At 71.4% G+C, this 19453-nt stretch carries 19 protein-coding genes and 1 tRNA gene; 11 read left to right on the top strand and 9 right to left on the bottom strand.

Features of this window, described 5'->3' with window-relative positions; translation table 11 throughout:
- The first annotated feature begins 39 nt into the window (after nt 1-39).
- Nucleotides 40-1185, top strand: coding sequence for a CaiB/BaiF CoA transferase family protein (locus tag ACE3TA_RS04170; protein WP_374570732.1), 1146 nt, complete (start codon nt 40-42; stop codon nt 1183-1185).
- 220 nt (nt 1186-1405) lie between these two features.
- A complete protein-coding gene (locus ACE3TA_RS04165; protein ID WP_374571117.1) occupies nt 1406-2371 on the top strand; it encodes a YihY/virulence factor BrkB family protein in 966 nt (321 codons plus the stop codon).
- On the opposite strand, the gene ACE3TA_RS04160 is transcribed toward ACE3TA_RS04165, so the two are convergent.
- Both ACE3TA_RS04160 and ACE3TA_RS04155 read right to left on the bottom strand, forming a co-directional pair.
- Nucleotides 2343-2576, bottom strand: coding sequence for a sulfurtransferase TusA family protein (locus tag ACE3TA_RS04160; protein WP_374570730.1), 234 nt, complete (start codon nt 2574-2576; stop codon nt 2343-2345). The genes ACE3TA_RS04165 and ACE3TA_RS04160 overlap by 29 nt on opposite strands.
- Before the next feature lie 23 nt (nt 2577-2599).
- Entirely contained in the window at nt 2600-4072 is a 1473-nt protein-coding gene (locus ACE3TA_RS04155) for a CoA transferase (protein WP_374570728.1), read from the bottom strand.
- 191 nt (nt 4073-4263) lie between these two features.
- Here ACE3TA_RS04155 and ACE3TA_RS04150 point away from each other — a divergent pair, with 191 nt between their 5' ends.
- The 4 genes from ACE3TA_RS04150 to ACE3TA_RS04135 all read left to right on the top strand — a co-directional run bounded on the left by ACE3TA_RS04150 (nt 4264) and on the right by ACE3TA_RS04135 (nt 10348).
- The gene (locus ACE3TA_RS04150; protein WP_374570726.1) at nt 4264-6744 is read left to right on the top strand and encodes an ATP-binding protein; all 2481 of its coding nucleotides are present in this window, start codon (nt 4264-4266) and stop codon (nt 6742-6744) included.
- A 67-nt stretch (nt 6745-6811) separates the two neighbouring features.
- On the top strand, nt 6812-9736 hold the full coding sequence (locus ACE3TA_RS04145; protein ID WP_374570724.1) for a YdbH domain-containing protein: 2925 nt from the start codon (nt 6812-6814) through the stop codon (nt 9734-9736).
- Between the two features lie 44 nt (nt 9737-9780).
- Nucleotides 9781-9975 carry a YnbE family lipoprotein gene (locus tag ACE3TA_RS04140; protein WP_374570722.1) on the top strand — a complete coding sequence of 65 codons (195 nt, stop codon included), beginning with the start codon at nt 9781-9783 and terminating at the stop codon, nt 9973-9975.
- Nucleotides 9976-9985: 10 nt separating this feature from the next.
- On the top strand, nt 9986-10348 hold the full coding sequence (locus ACE3TA_RS04135; RefSeq protein ID WP_374570720.1) for a YdbL family protein: 363 nt from the start codon (nt 9986-9988) through the stop codon (nt 10346-10348).
- Nucleotides 10349-10381: 33 nt separating this feature from the next.
- Here ACE3TA_RS04135 and ACE3TA_RS04130 read toward each other — a convergent pair whose 3' ends face one another.
- From ACE3TA_RS04130 to ACE3TA_RS04115, 4 genes are all read right to left on the bottom strand, one after another.
- A complete protein-coding gene (locus tag ACE3TA_RS04130; protein ID WP_374570718.1) occupies nt 10382-11341 on the bottom strand; it encodes a phosphoribosylaminoimidazolesuccinocarboxamide synthase in 960 nt (319 codons plus the stop codon).
- A 106-nt stretch (nt 11342-11447) separates the two neighbouring features.
- On the bottom strand, nt 11448-12308 hold the full coding sequence (gene purU, locus ACE3TA_RS04125; protein ID WP_374570716.1) for a formyltetrahydrofolate deformylase: 861 nt from the start codon (nt 12306-12308) through the stop codon (nt 11448-11450).
- A 92-nt stretch (nt 12309-12400) separates the two neighbouring features.
- Complete coding sequence (locus tag ACE3TA_RS04120; RefSeq protein ID WP_374570714.1) at nt 12401-13231, bottom strand: cyclopropane-fatty-acyl-phospholipid synthase family protein; 831 nt, start codon at nt 13229-13231, stop codon at nt 12401-12403.
- Nucleotides 13232-13329: 98 nt separating this feature from the next.
- Nucleotides 13330-14244 carry an AraC family transcriptional regulator gene (locus ACE3TA_RS04115; protein ID WP_374570712.1) on the bottom strand — a complete coding sequence of 305 codons (915 nt, stop codon included), beginning with the start codon at nt 14242-14244 and terminating at the stop codon, nt 13330-13332.
- Nucleotides 14245-14340: 96 nt separating this feature from the next.
- On the opposite strand from ACE3TA_RS04115, the gene ACE3TA_RS04110 reads away from it, so the two are divergent.
- Nucleotides 14341-15084 carry an SDR family oxidoreductase gene (locus ACE3TA_RS04110; RefSeq protein WP_374570710.1) on the top strand — a complete coding sequence of 248 codons (744 nt, stop codon included), beginning with the start codon at nt 14341-14343 and terminating at the stop codon, nt 15082-15084.
- A gap of 32 nt (nt 15085-15116) precedes the next feature.
- Here ACE3TA_RS04110 and ACE3TA_RS04105 read toward each other — a convergent pair whose 3' ends face one another.
- Together ACE3TA_RS04105 and ACE3TA_RS04100 are read right to left on the bottom strand one after the other, a co-directional pair.
- A complete protein-coding gene (locus tag ACE3TA_RS04105) occupies nt 15117-15506 on the bottom strand; it encodes a cupin domain-containing protein (RefSeq protein WP_374570708.1) in 390 nt (129 codons plus the stop codon).
- 56 nt (nt 15507-15562) lie between these two features.
- On the bottom strand, nt 15563-15913 hold the full coding sequence (locus ACE3TA_RS04100) for a cupin domain-containing protein (protein ID WP_374570706.1): 351 nt from the start codon (nt 15911-15913) through the stop codon (nt 15563-15565).
- Nucleotides 15914-16002: 89 nt separating this feature from the next.
- Here ACE3TA_RS04100 and ACE3TA_RS04095 point away from each other — a divergent pair, with 89 nt between their 5' ends.
- A complete protein-coding gene (locus ACE3TA_RS04095; RefSeq protein WP_374570704.1) occupies nt 16003-16362 on the top strand; it encodes a PadR family transcriptional regulator in 360 nt (119 codons plus the stop codon).
- Nucleotides 16363-16411: 49 nt separating this feature from the next.
- Here the strand turns inward: ACE3TA_RS04095 and ACE3TA_RS04090 are convergent.
- Nucleotides 16412-16499, bottom strand: a tRNA-Ser gene (locus tag ACE3TA_RS04090).
- 185 nt (nt 16500-16684) lie between these two features.
- Between ACE3TA_RS04090 and ACE3TA_RS04085 the strand changes: the two genes are divergently transcribed.
- The 3 genes from ACE3TA_RS04085 (at nt 16685) to ACE3TA_RS04075 (ending at nt 19453) form a co-directional block, all read left to right on the top strand.
- On the top strand, nt 16685-17767 hold the full coding sequence (locus tag ACE3TA_RS04085) for a septal ring lytic transglycosylase RlpA family protein (RefSeq protein WP_374570702.1): 1083 nt from the start codon (nt 16685-16687) through the stop codon (nt 17765-17767).
- Nucleotides 17768-17829: 62 nt separating this feature from the next.
- Complete coding sequence (tmk, locus tag ACE3TA_RS04080) at nt 17830-18459, top strand: dTMP kinase (protein ID WP_374570700.1); 630 nt, start codon at nt 17830-17832, stop codon at nt 18457-18459.
- Nucleotides 18452-19453, top strand: coding sequence for a DNA polymerase III subunit delta' (locus tag ACE3TA_RS04075; RefSeq protein WP_374570697.1), 1002 nt, complete (start codon nt 18452-18454; stop codon nt 19451-19453). Before tmk ends, ACE3TA_RS04075 begins: the two co-directional genes overlap by 8 nt.

The raw sequence follows: 19453 nt of genomic DNA, 5'->3' as shown, positions 1-19453 counted from the left end.
TCAGTCCGCTTAGATGGCCGCGAACAAAGGGAGGAAGCCATGCGCCAGGGACCGCTGACCGGACTGAAGGTGGTCGAATTCGCCGGCATCGGCCCCGGGCCGTTCTGCGGCATGCTGCTGTCCGATCTGGGCGCCGACGTGGTGCGGATCGACCGCAAGGGCGCCGGGCGCGCCTCGCCGAGCGACATCACCAGCCGCGGCCGCCGCTCGGTGGGCCTGGACCTGAAGAACCCGGCGGCGACCGAGACCTGCCTGAAGCTGATGGAGACGGCCGACGCGGTGTTCGAAGGCTTCCGGCCGGGGGTGATGGAGCGCCTGGGCCTGGGGCCCGACGTCGCGCTGAAGCGCAATCCGAAGCTGGTCTACGGCCGGATGACGGGCTGGGGACAGTTCGGCCCCTACGCCCAGGCCGCCGGCCACGACATGAACTACATCGCCATCACCGGCGCGCTGAACGCCATCGGCACCAAGGACAAGCCGGTGCCGCCGCTCAACCTGGTGGGCGATTTCGGCGGCGGCGCGCTCTACCTCGCCTTCGGCCTGCTGGCCGGCGTGATCCACGCGCGGGAGACGGGACGGGGCCAGGTGATCGACTGCGCGATGAGCGACGGCGCGGCCTCGCTGATGTCGATGTTCTACGGCTTCAAGGCCGGCGGCGCCTGGAAGGAAGAGCGCCGGGCCAACCTGCTCGACGGCGGCGCGCACTTCTACGACACCTACCAGTGCAAGGACGGCAAGTGGGTGTCGATCGGCTCGATCGAGCCGCAGTTCTACGCGCTTTTGCTCGAAAAAACAGGGGTCAAGGATCCTGAGTTCGCGGCGCAGATGAAGCGCGAGGGCTGGGACGACCTGCGGACCAAGCTCGCCGCGGCGATCGCCACCAAGACCCAGGCCGAGTGGACCGAGATCATGGGCGGCACCGACGTGTGCTTCGCGCCCGTGCTCGACCTGGACGAGGCGCCGAAGCATCCGCACAACGTGGCGCGCCAGACGTTCGTGGAGATCGGCGGCGTGACCCAGCCGGCGCCGGCGCCCCGGTTCTCGGCGACGCCCGGAGCGATCCAGGGCCCGCCGCCGGCGATCGGCGCGCACGACCGCGAGGCGCTGGGCGACTGGGGCTTCTCGGCGGCCGACATCGAAGCGCTGCAAGCGGCCGGCGCGATCGGCGAGCCGGTGGGCGCCTAGCCCCTCCAACGCCTGTCAGCCGCGTTCAGGCAGGGTTCAGGCGGGGAGTCTCAAATTCGACCCAGGTTGGTCGTCGCGATCTCTCGTCCCTCGAAGCGACGCCCGGCCCGGTGGACAGACACGCCCATCGGCGGCGCGTCGCCTCTCTCGCGGGCGGCGCGCCGTGTCCATTTTGGAGTCTCGGCTTGCGTTGCAGGCCCGAGTTGCCCACGGTCCGGCCATGGCGATCCCGAGGATTCTTGAGCGAGCGCGCCGGATCGAATGGGATCCGATCCACTGGCTGAGACGGGCCCTGCAGATTTTCGGCAAGGCGCTGGTGCGCCTGTGGGGCCGCGACGTGATGCTCTACGTCGGCGGCGTTTCGTTCTTCGTCATGCTGGCGGTGTTCCCGGGACTGGCGATCCTGATCGGGCTCTACAGCCTGCTGGCCGACCCCTCGCGGGCGGCGGCCGAGGCCGAGGTGGTCACCCGGCTGATGCCCGCGGGGGCCAGGGCGCTGTTCGAGGCCGAACTCACCCGGCTGACGCACGCGCCGAGCCAGGCGGTGTCGACGCAGAGCGGCCTGGCGCTGGTGATCGGCGGCTACGCCGCGCACCGCGGCTTCAAGGCGCTGCTCGCGGGCCTGTCGTTCATCCACGAGGAGGATCGGCCGCGCGGCTTCGTGGGCTTCAATCTGCTGGCGCTCGGCGTGCTGATCGCCGCCTTCGCCCTGATGGCGCTGGTCTCGGCCCTGTTCCTGGGGCTGCGGCTGATCTCGGCCACCTTCGACCTTCGCCCGCTCGCCGGGGTTTCTTGGCTCTACAGCGAATGGACCTGGACCAGCGCGAGCCTGACCCTGGCCATGAGCCTGATCTACCGCTTCGCCATGTCGAGCTCGCCGGTGGCCTGGCGCGCGGCGATCGCGGGCGGGGCCTGCGCGACGCTCTTGTGCCTGGGGGCCTCGTGGGCGAGCGCCTTCTACGTGGAGCAGGTGGCCCACCTGGGCGCGACCTACGGCTCGGTGGCGGCGGTCGTGGTGTTCCTGATCTGGCTGTCGTGGAACGTGAACGCCGTGTTCTTCGGCGGCGCCCTGGCTACCGAGATCGAGATCGCGCTGGACACCTTCCACGTGACGCCGCCGGTCCCGGAGGACGCCCAGGCGGCCGACGAGGCCAAGCCTAGGCTGGTTTCGCGATCAGGAAGCTGAGGACGCCGTCCGCGTCCGCCGTCTCCAGGAGCTCGGCGCCGACGCCGCTCAGGAAGTGCGGCACGTCGATCCGCGCCAGGGGATCGTCCGCCAGCAGGCGCAGGCGCGCGCCGGGGCCGGCCTGCTCCAGGGCGCGCCGCAGGCGAAGGGTGGGCACGGGGCAGCGGTGGCCGCGGGCGTCCACCAGGATCTCATCGTCGTCCATGGCGCCCCACTAGGCGGTTTTGCTCAGTTTGGCGATGCGGCCGACGCGGCGGCGCGCTCGCGCTCCCATTCGGCCGGGTGCGCGCCCAGCCGCGAGACGGGCAGGCGCCATTCGGCCGGGGTTTTCGACATCCGCACGGTCGGGCGCAGGCGGCGGATCGGCCCGAAGCCGCCCTGCGGCATGTCGATCATCCAGGACGCGAGCTCGGCGGGCGCGTGCGCCTCGGCCGTCTGGAGGCGCGAGGCCGGCCCGCGGCCGAGCGAACGCACCCACATGGCGGTGCGCGACAGGGACACCCGCACGAGATAGCTGCCGCCATAGAGCGCACGCCGCCGAAGCGCGATCATCGAGCCCAGGGCCGCCAGGAAGCCCGTGGTGTAGTCGGTCACGGCGCCCGGCTGCAGCACCGGGCCGCGGGCGCTGTCGAACAGATCCTGGCCATGCTCGACGGCCATGCCGGTGACGGTCTGGGCGAGCTGCTCCCAGCCGGGGCGTCCGGCCCAGAGGCCCTCGTGGCCATAGGCGTTGACCGAGGTGCAGATCACCCCCGGGCGCAGCCGCGCCAGCTCCAGCGGGCCGAAGCCCATGCGCGCCAGCGCTCCGGCGCGGTAGCCCTGGCTGAACACGTCGCAGCCGCGGACGAGCTCGCGCAGGCGGTCGGCGTCGCCGGGCGCGGCGAGGTCCAGATAGCAGGCCCGCTTGCCCGGATTGGTGTCGGAGACGAACCATTCCGTCGTCGGCAGGTTCGGCGAGGAGACGTAGAGCACCTCCGCGCCATGCTGGGCCAGGGTGCGCGCGCAGGTCGGGCCCGCCAGCACGCGGGTCAGGTCCAGCACGCGAAAGCCCGAGAGGGGCGCGTCGGGGGCGGGCGAGAGCGCCTCGGGCGGGCTGTCGGCGAAGCGGACGACCTCGACGACCGGCGTGGCCGCCAGGATGCGGCCCTGTTCGCTGTCGTCCCATTCCTCGGGGCTGCGCGCCATGGCCCCGCACAAGCCGGCGTCGGCGATGGCGTTCTCCAGGTCCTGGGCGGTCCAGCGCATGGCCTCGGCCGCCACCGCGTCGCGGTCGGCCGGCGCGCCCAGCATGGCGTGCAGCCGGGCGGCGCTATCGGGAAAGCTCGGATGCAGGAAGACCCAGCGGCCGTCGCTGGTGGGGAAGAAGCCCATGGCCGGGGTGCCGCGCGCGGAGCCGGCGCCGGCGTCGTCCGGGCGGGCCGGCGGCGCCAGGGCGGGATCGCCGAAGGTCTGCAGGGCGAAGCTCACCAGGGCGGCGGCGGCCTCGCGGGTGGAGACGCGCACCTCCTGGGTCTCGCCGGTCCGCAGGGTCCAGAGGTCGGCCGCCGCGACGCCGATCGCCGCCAGGGCCGCCGCGGCGGCCTCCTCGGCGTAGAAGCGCGTCTTCATCGCGTTGGCGCCGCCCTCGATCACCGCCCATTGCGGACGCTCGCGCCCGGCGATCTGCATCAGGGCGTCCAGGGCGGCGTAGGCTGGGGACATGTTCGGCTCCGGCGACTGGCTGTCGCGCCAGTATGGGCGGAGGGCGCACCTGAGCACAATCGTCGCAGGGGCGGGCCGCGAGGGCCGCGTAAACAGGTCTGCAAGAATGGTTCCGTAACGTCACCAACGACTTGGGGCGACTCCACGGAATGAATTCACTCTCAAGACGGTTCCTGATCAGCGTTGGGCTGATGTCCCTGGCCGTGACGGTGCTGGCCACGGTGGGCGCGTTCGTCGTGTTCCAGCGCGAGCTGTCGAACCGGCAGATCGCCTATCTGGCCGACTACGTGCGCGAGCGCAGCAACAACATCGACCGCCGCTTTTCGAACCTGGCGTCGCTGCAGCGCTCGGCCGCGCAGGAGCTGGAGCGGCGCGTGGACCTTTTGTCGGACGACGAGGCCCGCCGGCTCGCCGACGCCTATTTCCCAAGACAGCCGGACGGCACGCGCCGCAGCCGGCCGGAATACTTCGACGGCGCCAAGGACGCAGCCGGCGGCTACGTGTCCGGCATGGGCGCCTACCTCGCCCACGCCGACTCCACCCCGCCGGAGGAACTGAAGGCGCTGGTGGCGGCCTTTCCGCTGGTGGCCAGCTTCGGCCAGGCCGCCCGGCACGACTACGACAACTTCTACTTCTTCACGCCGGCCACGCGGCTGGTGATGTACGGCCCGGACCGGCCCGACCGGCTGATGTTCTATCGCCATGACGCGCCGCCGGACCTCGACGTCAGCCACGAGGAGATGGCGCAGATCGCCTTGCCGGAGAACAACCCGCGCCGGCTCACCCGCTGCACCAACCTGCAGCGCCTGGTGCAGGACAAGGAGGGCGTGCGCGTCGGCACCGGCTGCGTGACGCCCGCCTATGTGCATGGCCGCTACATCGGCGCGTTCGGCTCGTCGATCGAGCTGACCGGCTTTTTCCTGGAGGCGGTGGAGAACACGCTGCCAGGGGCTTCCAGCATGATCGTCACCGACGCCGGCAAGCTGATCGCCTATCCGGGGCTGATCGTGCCGGGCAAGGCCGGCTCGGGGCGCGTGTCCGACGAGGTGATCGCCGGCGTCGAGAAGCGGCTCGGCCTGGCGGAGGTGATCGCCCGGATCCGCAAGCAGGACGCGCCCTACGGCGTGATCGACGGCGGCGACGGCAAGAACATCGTCGCCTACGGCCGGCTTTCGGGGCCCAACTGGTATCTGCTGCTGAGCTATCCCAAGGCCGCCGTCGCCGCCTCGGCGGCCTGGTCGGCCTCGTGGGTGCTGCTGCTGGGCGCCCTGGCCTCGCTGGTCCAGGCCGTGCTGGCGACGGGGCTGGCGCGCGGGGCGATCGTGCGGCCGATCAGCCGGCTGGCCGCCTCCTGCGAGGCCGAGGACGCCGGGCAGGCCGAGCGCGTCGACGTGAGCGACGTCGAGCGGCGCAACGACGAGATCGGCGTGCTGGCCACGGCCCTGCGCGCCGAGCGCGAGAAGGTGGAGGACGTGCTGGCCTCGCTGGAGGACCGGGTGCACGAGCGGACCGCCGAACTGGAACGCGCCAACGCGGAAAAGTCCCGTTTTCTCGCGAATATGAGTCACGAACTTCGCACGCCGCTTAATGGCGTGATCGCCATTTCCGAGACCCTGGCGCGCGAGCAGACGACGCAGCGCGGGCGCGAGCTGGCCGAGCTGATCGTCTCGTCCGGCCGCCTCCTGGAGCGGGTGCTGACCGACGTCCTGGACTTCTCGAAGATCGAGGCGGGGGAGATCACCTTCAGCCGCGACGAGTTCTCGATGGAGCGCCTGGTGAGCCGCATCGCCGAGCTGCACCGGGCCGCGGCCGAGGCCAAGGGGCTGGCGCTGGAGTGGAGCGTGGCGCCCGAGGCCAGCGGCGCCTTCATCGGCGACGCGGTGCGCCTGACCCAGGTGCTGTCGAACCTCTTGAGCAACGCGGTGAAGTTCACCGAAACCGGCGCGGTGCGCCTGGCGGTGACCCGCAGCGGCGAGGAGACGCGGTTCACCGTCACCGACACGGGCATCGGCTTCGACGACGAGGTCAAGGCCCGTCTGTTCCGCAGGTTCGAGCAGGCCGACGCCTCGATCAGGCGCCGGTTCGGCGGCACCGGCCTGGGGCTGGCCATCAGCCGTTCGCTGATCGAGCTGATGGGCGGACGGATCGAGGTGGCCTCGAAGCCCGGGCGCGGCTCGACGTTCGTCGTCACCCTGCCGCTCGAGCGGGGCGGCGAGGGCGCGGCGCCGCAGCGGGCCGACGCGCCGGCGCCCGGCGACATCACCGGCCTTCGCGTGTTGCTGGCCGAGGACCACCCCACCAACCAGAAGGTGGTGCAACTGATCCTGCAGTCGATGGGCGTGGAGCCGGAGATCGTCGAAAACGGCGTCCAGGCGCTGGAGCGGCTCGCCGCCGGGCGCTTCGACGTGGTGCTGATGGACATGCAGATGCCCGAGCTGGACGGCCTGTCGGCCACCACCGAGCTTCGGCGGATGGAGCGGGCCAAGGGCCTGCCGCGCACGCCGGTGATCATGTTGACCGCCAATGCGTTGGACGAACATGTTCGCGCGAGCCTGGAAGCGGGGGCGGACCTGCATCTGTCCAAGCCGATCCGGGCGGCGAGCCTGATCTCGGCGATCGCGGCGGTGGCGGCGAAGGACGCCGATCCGGAGCGCGCCGCGGGCGCCGCCTGAGCTTTGGTGCTGGCCTCTTGGCTCGGCTCATGCGTTAAGCTCGTCGCCTCAGTCCAGCAGGCGTATCTTGAGCGACGTACCGACTTCTTCACCGCGCGCGCGGCGCGCCCGGCGTTTTGGCGCTCTGCGCCTCGCCGCGGCGATCCTGACGTTGCTGGTGGTCGCCGTGCTGGCGCTCTACCTGGCCCGGCGGCTGGTGGCCAAGGAGGTGCTGATCAGCTGGCTCGAGGCGCGGGGCGTGCGCTCCGAGGTGACCTTCGAGAAGCTTGATCTGGACGGGGCCGTCGCGCGCGTGCGCGTCGGCTCGCCGGACGACCCGGAACTGAGCATCGAGCGCGTCGAGGCGGACTACCGGCTGCGCGGCTTCTGGTCCGGCCGCCCGCTGGGCGCCGACGTGAGCCGGGTGCGGCTGGTGCGGCCGGTGCTGCGCGCGGCTTGGCGCGACGGAACCCTGAGCCTGGGGTCGCTCGATCCGGTGATCGAGGAACTGCGCAAGCTGCCGCCGGAGCCGCAGGCGGTGAAGCCGCTGATCCTGATCGAGGACGCCAAGGCGCGGCTTTCCACGCCCTATGGCGCGGTCGCGCTGCAGGGCGACGCGCGGATCGCCGACGACAAGCTGGAGCGGCTGGAGGCGCGGCTCGGGCCGGCGGTGCTGGGCGGCGACGACTTCAAGGCCGAGGTGGAGGGCGGCAGCCTGTCCATGGTCAGCCGCGGCGCGTCGGTGGACGCGGCCGTCTCGCTGAAGGCCAAGAGCCTGGCCTCGGGGCCCTATCAGGCGGACGACGCCACGGTGAGCGTGACCGGACGGCTGCCCTATCCGGATCTTCAGGCCGGCCGCGCCGACGGCCCGGTCTCGCTGACGACCGAGGCGCAGATCGGCCAGGCGCGCGACGCCGAGGCCTCGGCCCGCGACGTGGCGGTCACCGCCAATTTCGACGGCCGCGCGAGCGGTCCCTTCGCGACCGTCGCGCTGGCCGGACCGCTGCAGGCCAGCCTGAGCGCCGCCCAGCTCGAAGGCGCCGACGCCAAGGCTTCGGGCCTGAAGATGGGCTTCGCCGGCCAGGTGCGGGTGGCCAAGGCCGACTGGCTGGCGCAGGGGACGCTTTCGGGCGCGACGCGCGGCTCGTGGAGCGGGCTCGGCGCGCCCGCGCGCGGGGACGAGCCGGCGGTGGCCGCGGTCAAGCGGGCGGCGGCCGACTTCGACCTGTCCGCCCCGGCCCTGGCGGTCTCGGCGAGCCCGAGGATGCTGCAGCTGAGCGTGCCCGCGCCGGTGCGCGTGAACGCCCGGTCCGGATTGACGGCGACCCTGTCGTCGCGGCCGCGCAGTCCGCTGTTCAACGCTGACCGTGGCGCCTTCAACGCCCAGGTGCGCGGGGGCGGCGCGCCGGACGTCGACCTGGCCGTCGAGCGCTACAGGCTCACCTCCGACGGCCTGGTCGCCAACCTGTCGGCCAAGGCGGCGGGCTCGTTCGGCCCGGCGCAGGATGCGACCATCGAGACCGCCGGCGCCCTGACGCTGAAGAACGGCGAGACGACCTACGCCGCCGAGGACTGCCGGCCGGTGAGCATCGCCAAGCTGGAGATGGGCGACAACGACGTCGAGCGCCTGGACGCGAGCCTCTGTCCGGCGGACGCGCCGCTGCTGACGATCAGCAAGGCCGGCGCCTGGCGCGCGCGGGGCAGGCTGAGCGAAGGCAAGGGCTTAGCGCCGTTCCTTGAGGCCCGCGCCGAGGACGTGAGCGCCGATTTCGACGCCAAGGGGCGCGGGGAGACGCTGGGCGCCAGCCTGCACCTGGCCGCCGCGCGCCTCATCGACACGGCCAAGGAGACCCGCTTCCATCCGGTGCGCGCCGCGGGCGAGGCCACGATGACGACCAAGGCGGTGAGCGGCGCATTCCAGGTGTCCGACGGGGCCGGGCGCGCGCTCGGCAAGGCCGAGCTGGACACCAGCCTGGTCGACGGCTCGGGCGGCGTCACCTTCGACACCGGCGAGCTGACCTTCGCCGAGGGCGGCCTGCAGCCGGGCGCGCTGTCGCCGCTGGCGGCCTCGATGATCGCCTCGCCGACGACCGGCAAGGCGCGCTTCGAGGGCGGGCTGCATTGGGCGGGCGAAACGACGACGAGCCAGGGCGTGCTCACCGTGCCGGGGCTCGACTTCAAGAGCGTGGCCGGCCCCGTCGCCGGCCTTTCCGGAACGGTCCGCTTCGACAGCCTCATTCCCCTGGTCACCGCGCCGGGCCAGCACCTGCACGTCGACCGCATCGACAGCATGGCGGCCCTGACCAACGCCTCGCTGGATTTCCAACTGGTGGACACCGAGCTCAAGATCGCGGCCGGTTCGGTCGACGTGGGCGGCGGACGCGTGGAGCTGGAGCCCGCCACCGCGCCGCTGGACGGCAAGCCGTTCGAGGGCGCGGCGAAGATCGAGGGCGTGCAACTGGCCGGGATCGTCGCCAAGTCGCCCTTCGCCGACCGGGTCTCCATCGACGCCAAGGTCAGCGGGCGGCTGCCGTTCGTGATCTCCAAGGACGGCGTGCGGTTCATCGAAGGCAAGCTCGACGCCGACCAGCCCGGACGGCTGTCGATCCACCGCGAGGCCCTGGTGGACGTGGCGGCGAAGGGCGGGCAGGCGGCGGTGGCCGACGGACTGCCCGCGCCGGCCGCGCCGCAGGAGACCAACACGGTGACCGAGTTCGCCTTCCAGGCGCTGGAGTACCTGGCCTTCGACGATCTGGCCGCCGAGGTGAACAGCCTGCCGAACGGGCGCCTGGGCGTATTGTTCAAGATCCAGGGCGCCTATGAGCCGCCCAAGGAGCAGGACCTGAAGATCCGGGTGGGGGATCTCCTGAAGAAGGACTTCCTCAATCGGCGCCTGCCATTGCCGTCGCACACCAAGGTGAATTTGACGCTCGACACCACGCTGAACCTCGATCAACTGCTGCAGGACTTCGCGCAGACTCAGCGAGCCGGTTCAGGCTCCGTTCAGCCGTGACCTGCGAGAACCAGCGCAACCACCCCAGGGAAAGGGCGAGGCAGATGAATTTGACGCGGAGATCGCTGGCCCTGAGCCTGGCTGTCGCAGGTGCGGGAACCGCGCTTGCGGGATGCGCCTACACGGTCAAGCTCGACGTGCAGCCGATCACCATTTACGCCAAGCTGGATGCGGACGTCCGCGTGCGCCTCGACGAGGACGTCAAGGCGCTGATCCAGCAGAACCCCAATCTGTTCTGAGGACCTGCTGATGACTGGCAAGACCTTCACCGCCATCCTCGCCGGCGCCGTCGGCGCGCTGATGCTGACGGGCGCGGCCCTGGCCGACCCGGCGCAGTCCAAGGCGCTGGTCGACGCGGCCAAGAGCCGTGGCGACGTGGGCGAGCAATACGACGGCTATCTGGGCTTCGTGAAGCCGGCGTCGGACGCCGCGCTCAAGGCCGCGGTCGCCGAGATCAACGCCGGCCGCGCCCAGCTTTACCGCGAGGCGGCCGCGCGCAACAACGTGACCCCCGAAGCCGCGGGCATCTCGGCCTTCAAGACCGTGGTGCAGGCCAAGCTCGCGCCTGGCGAGTACTACAAGACCCCCGAGGGCGCCTGGGTGAAGAAGTAGGCCCAGTTCGTAGGCCCAGTTCGTAGGCTCAGTTCAGAAATAGGCCGCCAGGTTGCGCCGGATGCGCTGAAGGATCGGCTCGTCCGGCGCCGGCGGCTCGAACGCCTTTGCGGTGATCATCTCGAACGCGCGCACATAGACCGCGGCGGTCTCCAGGATCAGCTCGGCCGGAATCTCCGGGATCGGGTCCTTGTAGGGATCGCAGCGGTCGGCGACCCAACTGCGCACGAAATCCTTGTCGAAGCTCGGCGGCCGGCCGCCGGCCTCGAACGCCGCCTCATAGCCCTCGGCGAACCAGTAGCGGCTGGAGTCCGGCGTGTGAATCTCGTCGGCCAGCACGATGCGGCCCTCCGGGTCCAGGCCGAACTCGTACTTGGTGTCCACCAGGATCAGCCCGCGCTCGGCGGCCATCGCCTGGCCGCGCGCGAAGAGGGCGAAGGCGTAGCGGCTCAAGGTCTCCCACTGCTCGGCCGTGAGCAGGCCCTTGTCCAGGATCTCCTCGGGCGACAGCGGCTCGTCGTGGCCGCCGTCGAAGGCCTTGGTGGTGGGGGTGATGATCGGCTCGGGCAGGCGCTGGTTGGGCTTCAGGCCGTCCGGCAGGGTGACGCCGTACATCTGGCGCGCGCCGGTCTTGTAGAGCGTCAGGATCGAGGTGCCGGTCGTGCCCGCCAGATAGTCGCGGACGACGATTTCCACCGGCAGGATGTCCAGGCGGCGGCCGACCACCACGTTGGGGTCGGGATAGTCCAGCACGTGGTTCGGGCAGATGTCGGCGGTCGCCTCGAACCAGAACCGCGCCGTCTGCGTCAGCACCTGTCCCTTGAAGGGGATCGCCGCCAGGATGCGGTCGAAGGCGCTGATCCGGTCGGTGGCGATGATGATGCGCCGCCCGTCGGGCAGGTCGTAGTTGTCACGCACCTTGCCGTGATAGGCGCCGGGCAGCTCCGGAATGGTCGCGTCGTTCAGAACCTGATGCGCGTGGGCGCGAAGCACCGCCAAATCCATGAATCGAATTCACCTCCGGCCGGGAAGGGCGCTTCCTTACACCAGCTTGCGCGTCGCGCCGAGGGTGTCTTGGGACGCAGCCGCCTCGGGGCCGTCAGTCGGTGAAGACCACGGTCTTGGCGCCGTTCAGGAGGACGCGGTCCTCCAGGTGGTAGGCCACGGCCCTGGCCAGCACGCGCCGTTCGATGTCGCGGCCCTTGCGGATCAGGTCGTCGGGGCTGTCGGCGTGGCTGATCGGCTCGACGTCCTGGACGATGATCGGACCCTCGTCGAGGTCGGGCGTCACGTAGTGGGCGGTGGCGCCGATCATCTTCACGCCGCGGGCGTGGGCCTGGTGGTAGGGCCTGGCGCCCTTGAAGCCCGGCAGGAAGCTGTGGTGGATGTTGATGCAGCGGCCGGCCAGGTAGCGCGAGAAGTCGTCGGAGAGGATCTGCATGTAGCGGGCCAGGACGATCAGCTCGGCGCCGCTCTCCTCGACGATCGCCTTGATCTGGGCCTCCTGCTCGGCCTTGGTCTCCCGGGTGATCGGCAGGTGGTGGTAGGGCGCGTCGTCGCCGACCGCGTGCCTGAGCGCCTCGCGCGGGTGGTTGGAGACGACGCCGGCCACGTCCATGCGCAGCTCGCCTGTGCGCCGGCGATAGAGCAGGTCGACCAGACAGTGGTCGAACTTGGAGACCAGGATCAGCACCTTCGGGCGCTCGTCGGCCGGACGCAGCCGCCAGGTCAGGCCCAGAGGCCCGGCCAGGACGCCGAGCCTGAGGCGCAGCTCGCCGACGATCCCCGGATTGGCGCCGAGGTCGAAGACCACCCGCATGAAGAAGCGGCCGGTCTCGCGGTCGTTGAACTGCTGGGCCTCCATGATGTTGCCCCCCAGCTCGAACAGGAGGCCGGTGACCTGGGCCACCAGGCCGGGCCGGTCGTCGCAGGACAGGGTGAGGATGTAGACGTCTTTCATGGGACTCGCGGCGGTCGTTACGGCTTACTGGCGTGCGCAATGACGGCTGCGGGCCGCCGCGGTCAAGTTCCCGCTCGGACAGGCGCGGCCGGCTAGACCGCCCGGGCGAAGATTTCGGTGGGCGCGATCACCCCGCGCTCGAGGTTGGCGGCCATGTTCGCCGACTTCACGCCGGCGTCGGCGCCCATGACGATGTGCAGGCCGAGCGGCGGCGGGCCGTTGGCGGCCATGCGGGCGCGCATGGCCTTGAAGAACTCCAGGGCGAACGCGCGGCGGCTGCGCGTGGCGTCGACGGCGAAGCCCGCGTTCTCCAGCGCCCGGCGATAGCCGGCGGCGTCGGCCAGGAAGCTGGTCGCCGGGCTGGAGGCCCAGGCGACGGGGTAGGCGACCTCGCCCTCGCCGGGCTCGGCCATCACGTCGTAGACGGCGAAGACGGCGCCGGGCTTCAACACCCGCCGGATCTCGGCGAACAGGGCCGGCTTGTCGGCGATGTTCATGCCGACGTGGAACATGTAGCCGCCGTCGAACGCCGCGTCGTCGAAGGGCAGGGCGAGGGCGCTGGCCTGTTCGTAGCTCACCTTGCCTTGCAGGCCGACCAGGGCGGCGAGGGCGCGGGCCGTGGCGACATATTCCTCGGTGAGGTCGACGCCGCTCACCTGGCAGCCGTGCGTCTCGGCGAAGTAGCGCGAGGCGCCGCCCAGGCCGCAGCCGATGTCGATCAGGCGCATGCCCGGCTTCAGGTCGAGCTGGGCGGCCACGTCCTCGGTGGCCTGGCGCCCGCCCATGTGGAACTCGTCGACGGGGGAAAGGTCGGCGGGGACCAGATGGGCCAGGTCCTTGCCGGCCGCCTGGAGCCCGCCGAGGATCGCCTCCTCCAGCGCCCCGTGGGCGTAGTGCGCGGCGACCGAGCGTTCGTTGTCCATCGCAGGCCTCCCGTCCCGTCAGGACGCGCCGGCCCCGCCGGACGGGCGCGATCATCCTTGTTACGCCATCGCGGCGCGCCCGTCTTGGCCAATGGGCGCTACGCCGCCTCGCGCAGGGCGGCCGTGCGCATGAAGCGGCCGGGCGGCAGCCCGACATGGCGGCTGAAGGCGGTGCTGAAGGTGCTCGCCGATCCATAGCCGACCCGCTGCGCCACCTCGTCGAGCGCCACTCCGCCGGCGCGCAGCAGGTCCTTGGCCACCGCCATGCGCCAGGCCAGGAGGTATTCCATCGGCCTGACCCCGACCGTGCGGGCGAAGCGCTCGAAGAAGGCGGATCGGGACATGCCGGCTTCGCGCGCCAGGTCGGTCACGGTCCACGGCCGAGCGGCCTGGCCATGCATGCCGCGCAGGGCGGCGGCGACGCGAGCATCGGCCAGGCCGCGCAGCAGGCCCGGCTGCGCCGCCTCGGCCGGGACCGAGCGCAGCGCCTCGATCAGCAGGATCTCCACCAGGCGCTCCAGGATCAGCTCGCGGCCGATCCCGTCCCTGGCCGCCTCCTCGCCGACGAGGCGGACCAACTGCACCAGCCTGGGAACGCCGCGGACATGGATCATCCGCGGCAGCAACGAGACCAGCAGCGCGGCGTCGGGCGATTCAAAGGCGAAATAGCCGCCGTACTGGCGCACGTCGGCGGGCCCGTCCGGGCGGCCGTGGCGCACCTCCTGGCCCGCGGCGAGCTGCAGGTCGGGATCGAGGCGCACGGGCGCGGCCGGCTCGAAGCCGCACATGGTGAAGGCCGGCGTCGCCGGCAGGAGCACGAAGTCGCCTTCCTCCAGCACGGCGGGCTCTTCGCCGTCGACGAGGAGGCGGCAGCGGCCCTCGGTGACGGCGCAAAAGCCGGGCTGGCCGAATGCGGCGTAGCGCACAGCCCAGCGACCGGCGCCGCTGATCGTCTTGGCGAAGACGGCGCGGGGGCGCAGCAGCGCGATCACCTGGGACAGCGGATCAGTCATTTCGGACTATCGCCAACGAAAACCAGACTATCGATTGATGATGATCCTGATCGTGCCGGTTATCTCCGCGGCGTCAACATGAAAGCGGAGATCGACATGAACACCGTCCTCATCACCGGCTGCTCGTCCGGCTACGGGCTGGAGACCGCGCTGCGGTTCCATGCGCAAGGCTGGAGCGTGATCGCCACGATGCGGCGCCCGCGCGAGGGACTGCTGCCCGCCTCGGAGCGCATGCGCATGCTGGCGCTCGACGTCACCGCGCCGGAGAGCATCGCCGCGGCCCTGGAGGCGGCGGGGCGGATCGACGTGCTGGTCAACAACGCCGGGATCGGCCTGGCCGGCGCGTTCGAGGCGACGCCGATGGCGCTGGTGCGCAAGGTGTTCGACGCCAACACCTTCGGCGTCATGGCGATGACCCAGGCGGTGATCCCGCAGATGCGCGCGCGCGGCTCGGGCGTGATCGTGAACGTGACCTCCAGCGCGACGCTGGCGCCGATGCCGCTAGTCGCCGCCTACACGGCCAGCAAGCAGGCGATTGAAGGGTTCAGCGGTTCGCTGGCGCATGAGCTCGGCGCCTTCGGCGTGCGGGTCAAGCTGGTGGAGCCCGGCTATGCGCCGACGACGCGGTTCGCGCAGAACACCGACGTTCCCGTCGCCGATCTCATCCCCGAGGCCTACGCCGCCTACGCCGGGCCGGTGTTCGAGGGCTTCGCCAATCCCGCGCTGACGACCAGGGAGGCCGACGTGGCCGAGGCGGTCTGGCGCGCGGCGACCGACGCCACCGACCGCCTGCGCTATCCGGCCGGGCCCGACGCCGTCGCCCTGGCCGGGGCGGCCTGAGCGGCGGGAGAACCCGGCCGGCGCGGGCGGACCTAGTAGGTCCCGCCGCTCTGCTGGGTGGTGGTCTTTCCGTCGCCGCCGGCCAGGATCGGGATGGTGCAGACCATGCGCATCACGGTGTCCCCGACGTTGCGGATCTGATGGGCCTCGTGAGGGGCGGTGTAGACGGCGTCGCCGGGGGCGAGGCGGGTTTCCTTGCCCTCGCCGTCGACGATCGCGGGCTCGCCCTCGAGGAAGAAGAACTCGTGCTCCTCGGCGTGAGCATGCAGGGAGGTGTGGCCGCCCGGGGCGAACTCCATGACCCGCAGGGCGTAGTGCGGCATGCCGTCGTCGCCGGTGAGCGCGAAGCGGGCGGTCATCCCCTGAAATCCGGGCTTGTCGATCGCGACGCCGGGAACCTGGGCGTAGGGCTTTCTGATCATCTGTCACTCCATGGGCTTGAATGGGCGCGGGCTCGCCGATGGCGGCCCGTCCGTGGTCACGCCGGCGTCGCCGGCCAGAAGTTGAAGAGGGTGAAGTCGTCCGTGAAGCTGTGCGGGCGGTGCGCGACCCCCGGCGGGATGCGCAGGAACGCGCCCCGGCGGAGGGGGATGTCGCCGACGCCGGCCACCGACATGACCGCCGCGCCGGAAAGCACGTAGAGCACGTCGCTCTCGGTCTCGTGGACGTGCTCGAAGACCTCCGCCGCCGGGGACATCCGCACCAGGGCGCAGTCGAACGGCGCCTCGCCGCGCGCCTTTTCCATCAGCCAGGAGAAGCGCACGCCAGGAAAGCGAGGGTGGGGAACCCAAACCATCTGGCTGTCGGCGCGCGAAATGAGATCGGGCATGATGGGGCTTCCGGATGTTGGCTGGACTCACGAGCGCGATGCGCCCCGCCGATGTATGATTGAAACAGCATACTGCGAGAAACAGTACTATGTCAAACAGCAGGTCGACACGACAGCAGTCGCGGCACCTTCCCGCTTTCGTCCTGCTGTTTCTGGCGGAGACCCCGATGCACGGGGGCGCGCTGCAGTCCGCCCTGAATGAGAAGCTTCCGTCCCTGAAGGCGGACTCGGCGGCGGTCTATCGAACGCTCAAGCAACTGGAGAAGGACGGGGAGGTGGAATCGGCCTGGGTGACGGCCGACAGCGGCCCGGCGATCCGCGTCTACAAGCTCACCATCGCGGGCTGGGACAAGCTCGACTACTGGCGCGCGGACATCGCCGAGCGGCTGGAGAACCTCAACCGCTTCATCGAGGCTTATGAGCAGCTACCGCCGGGACGCGGGGACTGACAGCCGCGAGGTCTGCGATTCCACCAGGGCGCGGCGGCAAGATCGGCGCTGGCGGATGGGGTGGGATTCGAACCCACGGAGGCTTGCGCCTCGCCGGTTTTCAAGACCGGTGCCTTAAACCGCTCGGCCACCCATCCGCATTAGGCTTCAAGACCGCTGCCTTAAACCACTCGGCCACCCGTCCGGACCCGGCGCTATAGCAGCCCGGCGGGCGCGCCTCCACAGCCTAGCCGTTAACCATCCGCCTTAACGTCAACCAAACGCAGCCGGGCCATCATGAGGCTTCACCTGCGCCTGAACGGCGCGCCGTGAAGGATGGCTCATGATCGCGCTACCCAGGTCCGTCGCTGCGTCTCGCAACCTGGCGATCGTCCTGCTGGCCGGTGCGAGTCTGGCGGCCTGCGCCACGCCGCGGCCGGAATATCCGGCGCGGTTCCCGCAGGCGAGCGGGGCCGGCCCCGCGGGGCGGACGCCCGGCGCCATGCCGTCGGGCGCCGGCGGCCGCTACAAGGTGGGCAAACCCTATCAGGTGGGCGGCATCTGGTACGTGCCGCGCGAGGACCCGAACTACGACAAGCGCGGCGTGGCCTCCTGGTACGGCGACCAGTTCCAGAACCAGAAGACCGCCAACGGCGAGATCTTCGACAAGAACCAGTTGTCGGCCGCCCATCCGACCTTGCCGCTGCCTAGCATCGTCGAGGTGACCAATCTGGAGAACGGCCGCTCGATCCGGGTGCGGGTGAACGACCGCGGCCCGTTCGTGGGCGGGCGCATCATCGACCTGTCGCACGAGGCCGCGCGCGAACTGGGCTACGACCGCCAGGGACTGGCCAAGGTGCGCGTGCGCTATGTCGGGCCCGCGCCGCTGAAGGGCGAGCGCTCGGCCCGGATGGAGGAAGAGGCCTGGCGCGCCGCCGCGCCCACCTCTCCGCCGCCGGCTGCGCCAGCCGTCGTCCCGCCGATCGCCCCGCCGCCCGTGGCGCAGGTGAGCGCGCCGGCCGAGGCGGCGCCGGAGCGTGACGTGGCCTGGGCCGAGCCGGCGGCGCCCGCCGCGCCGGATATGGCGATCACCCAGTCCGAGCTGCCGCCTGTGGCCTCGATGGCGCCGCCGCCGATCAATCCGCCGGACGAGCACGTCATTTCCATGCCGAGGCCGGTTGAGGCCGCCTCGAACGGCTTTCGTGTGCAGGCCGGCGCCTTCGGCCAGCTCGTCAACGCCCAGCGCGCGGCCGCGGCCCTTTCGAAGGCAGGGGTGCAGGCGGTGATCGAGCCGATGGAGCGCGGCGGCACGACGCTCTACCGGGTGGTCGCGCCGGCCGGGCCGGACGAGGCCCAGGCCTGGGCCACCCGCGACCTGATCGCCGACAACGGCTTCTTCGACGCCAAGGTCATCGGGCCCTTCTAGGCGGGGCCCGTTCCAGGCCGCCCGGCTCTGGACTTTGCCGGCGAACGGGCCAATTTGAGCCCGTGGCGCGCGGGCGGTTCATCACTTTCGAAGGCGGCGAGGGGGGCGGAAAGTCCACCCAGGTGAAGCGGCTGGTCGAACGGCTGCGCGCGGCCGGGCGCACGGTCGTCGCCACGCGCGAGCCGGGCGGCTCGCCAGGGGCGGAGACCATCCGGGGCCTGCTGGTGAACGGCGCGGCCGACCGCTGGTCGCCGGTGACCGAGACGCTGCTGATGTACGCCGCGCGGCGCGACCACATCGAGCGGGTGATCGCCCCGGCCCTCGAGCGGGGCGAGTGGGTGGTGTGCGACCGCTTCGCCGATTCCACGCGGGCCTACCAGGGGGCGGCGGGCGGCGCCGATTCGGGGCTGATCGCGGCGCTGGAGGCCCATGTGCTGGGCGAGGTTCGCCCGGACCTGACGCTGATCCTGGACCTGCCGGTGGAGACGGGCCTGGCGCGGGCCGCCAGCCGCGCCGGCGGGGAGAACCGCTTCGAATCCAAGGGCGCGGCCTTCCACGAGCGGCTGCGCCAGGGCTTCCTGGCGATCGCCGAGGCCGAGCCGCAGCGCTGCGCGGTGATCGACGCCGGCGCCGACATGGACGCGGTGGGCGCGGCGATCTGGCGCGTCGTCGAGGCGCGGGGCCATGGCTGAGCGGCCGGCCATGCCCCATCCGCGCGAGACCTTCGAATTCATGGGCCACGACGGCGCGGAGGACGCGTTCGAGGCGGCCCGGCGGCGCGGGCGGCTGCACCACGCCTGGCTGCTGGTGGGGCCGGAGGGCGTGGGCAAGGCGACCTTCGCCTATCGCGCGGCGCGGCGGCTGCTGGGCGCGCCGCCGTACGGGCATGGGGCGCTGGGCGCCGATCCGGCCCATCCGGTCTGCCGCCAGATCATCGCCCGCTCGCATCCGGACCTGATGGTGCTGGAGCGCGTCGGCGAGGATGGCAAGCCGCGCAGGGCGATCCCGGTGGACGAGGCGCGCGCGCTTTCGGAGTTCTTCTCCAAGTCGCCGGCCGTGGCCGCGCACCGGGTGGCGATCATCGACGCGGCCGACGACCTGAACATCAACGCGGCCAACGCGGTGCTGAAGACCCTGGAGGAGCCGCCGCCCAGGGGCGTGCTCTTCCTGATCTCCCATTCGCCGGGCCGGCTTCTGGCCACGATCCGCTCGCGCTGCCGCCGGCTGACCTTCCAGCCGCTGGACGAGCACGTGGTCGCCGACTTCGTGCGGGCGCGCGCCGACGTGACCGCGGAGGACGCGCTGCGGCTGGCGGCGATGAGCGGCGGCGCGCCGGGCCGGGCGGTGGCGCTGGCGGCGGCCGACGCCATCGGCCTGGACGACGCCGCGCGCCACATTCTGCACGAGTTGCCGGCGCTGGACGAGGCCGCCGCCCTGGCGCTGGCCGACAAGTTCCGCGGGGGGGAGGGGCAGGCCCAGTTCAACCTGCTCCTCGAGCGGCTGGCCGACCGGGTGCACGACCATCTGGTGGACCGGGCCCAGCAGGGCGCGCCGACGCTTGATCGATGGGCCGCGGCGTGGGAGACGCTCCAGCGCCTGCCCCGCGAGGTGGAGGCGGTCAATCTCGACCGCACCGACGCCTTCTTCACCGCCCTAGCCGAACTGCGCGCCGCCGCGCGCGCCTGA

Origin of the sequence: Phenylobacterium sp. (genome assembly GCF_041916435.1) — a bacterium.
Taxonomy (GTDB): Bacteria; Pseudomonadota; Alphaproteobacteria; order Caulobacterales; family Caulobacteraceae; genus Phenylobacterium.
This window is presented reverse-complemented; position numbering and strand designations above follow the sequence as displayed.

What these genes read in the sequence shown, in the direction of transcription:
- ACE3TA_RS04170 (WP_374570732.1), top strand. Translation starts at nt 40, where the DNA reads ATGCGCCAGGGACCGCTGACCGGACTGAAGGTGGTCGAATTCGCCGGC.
- ACE3TA_RS04165 (WP_374571117.1), top strand. Translation starts at nt 1,406, where the DNA reads ATGGCGATCCCGAGGATTCTTGAGCGAGCGCGCCGGATCGAATGGGAT.
- ACE3TA_RS04160 (WP_374570730.1), bottom strand. Translation starts at nt 2,576, where the DNA reads ATGGACGACGATGAGATCCTGGTGGACGCCCGCGGCCACCGCTGCCCC.
- ACE3TA_RS04155 (WP_374570728.1), bottom strand. Translation starts at nt 4,072, where the DNA reads ATGTCCCCAGCCTACGCCGCCCTGGACGCCCTGATGCAGATCGCCGGG.
- ACE3TA_RS04150 (WP_374570726.1), top strand. Translation starts at nt 4,264, where the DNA reads ATGTCCCTGGCCGTGACGGTGCTGGCCACGGTGGGCGCGTTCGTCGTG.
- ACE3TA_RS04140 (WP_374570722.1), top strand. Translation starts at nt 9,781, where the DNA reads ATGAATTTGACGCGGAGATCGCTGGCCCTGAGCCTGGCTGTCGCAGGT.
- ACE3TA_RS04135 (WP_374570720.1), top strand. Translation starts at nt 9,986, where the DNA reads ATGACTGGCAAGACCTTCACCGCCATCCTCGCCGGCGCCGTCGGCGCG.
- purU (WP_374570716.1), bottom strand. Translation starts at nt 12,308, where the DNA reads ATGAAAGACGTCTACATCCTCACCCTGTCCTGCGACGACCGGCCCGGC.
- ACE3TA_RS04120 (WP_374570714.1), bottom strand. Translation starts at nt 13,231, where the DNA reads ATGGACAACGAACGCTCGGTCGCCGCGCACTACGCCCACGGGGCGCTG.
- ACE3TA_RS04115 (WP_374570712.1), bottom strand. Translation starts at nt 14,244, where the DNA reads ATGACTGATCCGCTGTCCCAGGTGATCGCGCTGCTGCGCCCCCGCGCC.
- ACE3TA_RS04110 (WP_374570710.1), top strand. Translation starts at nt 14,341, where the DNA reads ATGAACACCGTCCTCATCACCGGCTGCTCGTCCGGCTACGGGCTGGAG.
- ACE3TA_RS04105 (WP_374570708.1), bottom strand. Translation starts at nt 15,506, where the DNA reads ATGATCAGAAAGCCCTACGCCCAGGTTCCCGGCGTCGCGATCGACAAG.
- ACE3TA_RS04100 (WP_374570706.1), bottom strand. Translation starts at nt 15,913, where the DNA reads ATGCCCGATCTCATTTCGCGCGCCGACAGCCAGATGGTTTGGGTTCCC.
- ACE3TA_RS04095 (WP_374570704.1), top strand. Translation starts at nt 16,003, where the DNA reads ATGTCAAACAGCAGGTCGACACGACAGCAGTCGCGGCACCTTCCCGCT.
- ACE3TA_RS04085 (WP_374570702.1), top strand. Translation starts at nt 16,685, where the DNA reads ATGATCGCGCTACCCAGGTCCGTCGCTGCGTCTCGCAACCTGGCGATC.
- ACE3TA_RS04075 (WP_374570697.1), top strand. Translation starts at nt 18,452, where the DNA reads ATGGCTGAGCGGCCGGCCATGCCCCATCCGCGCGAGACCTTCGAATTC.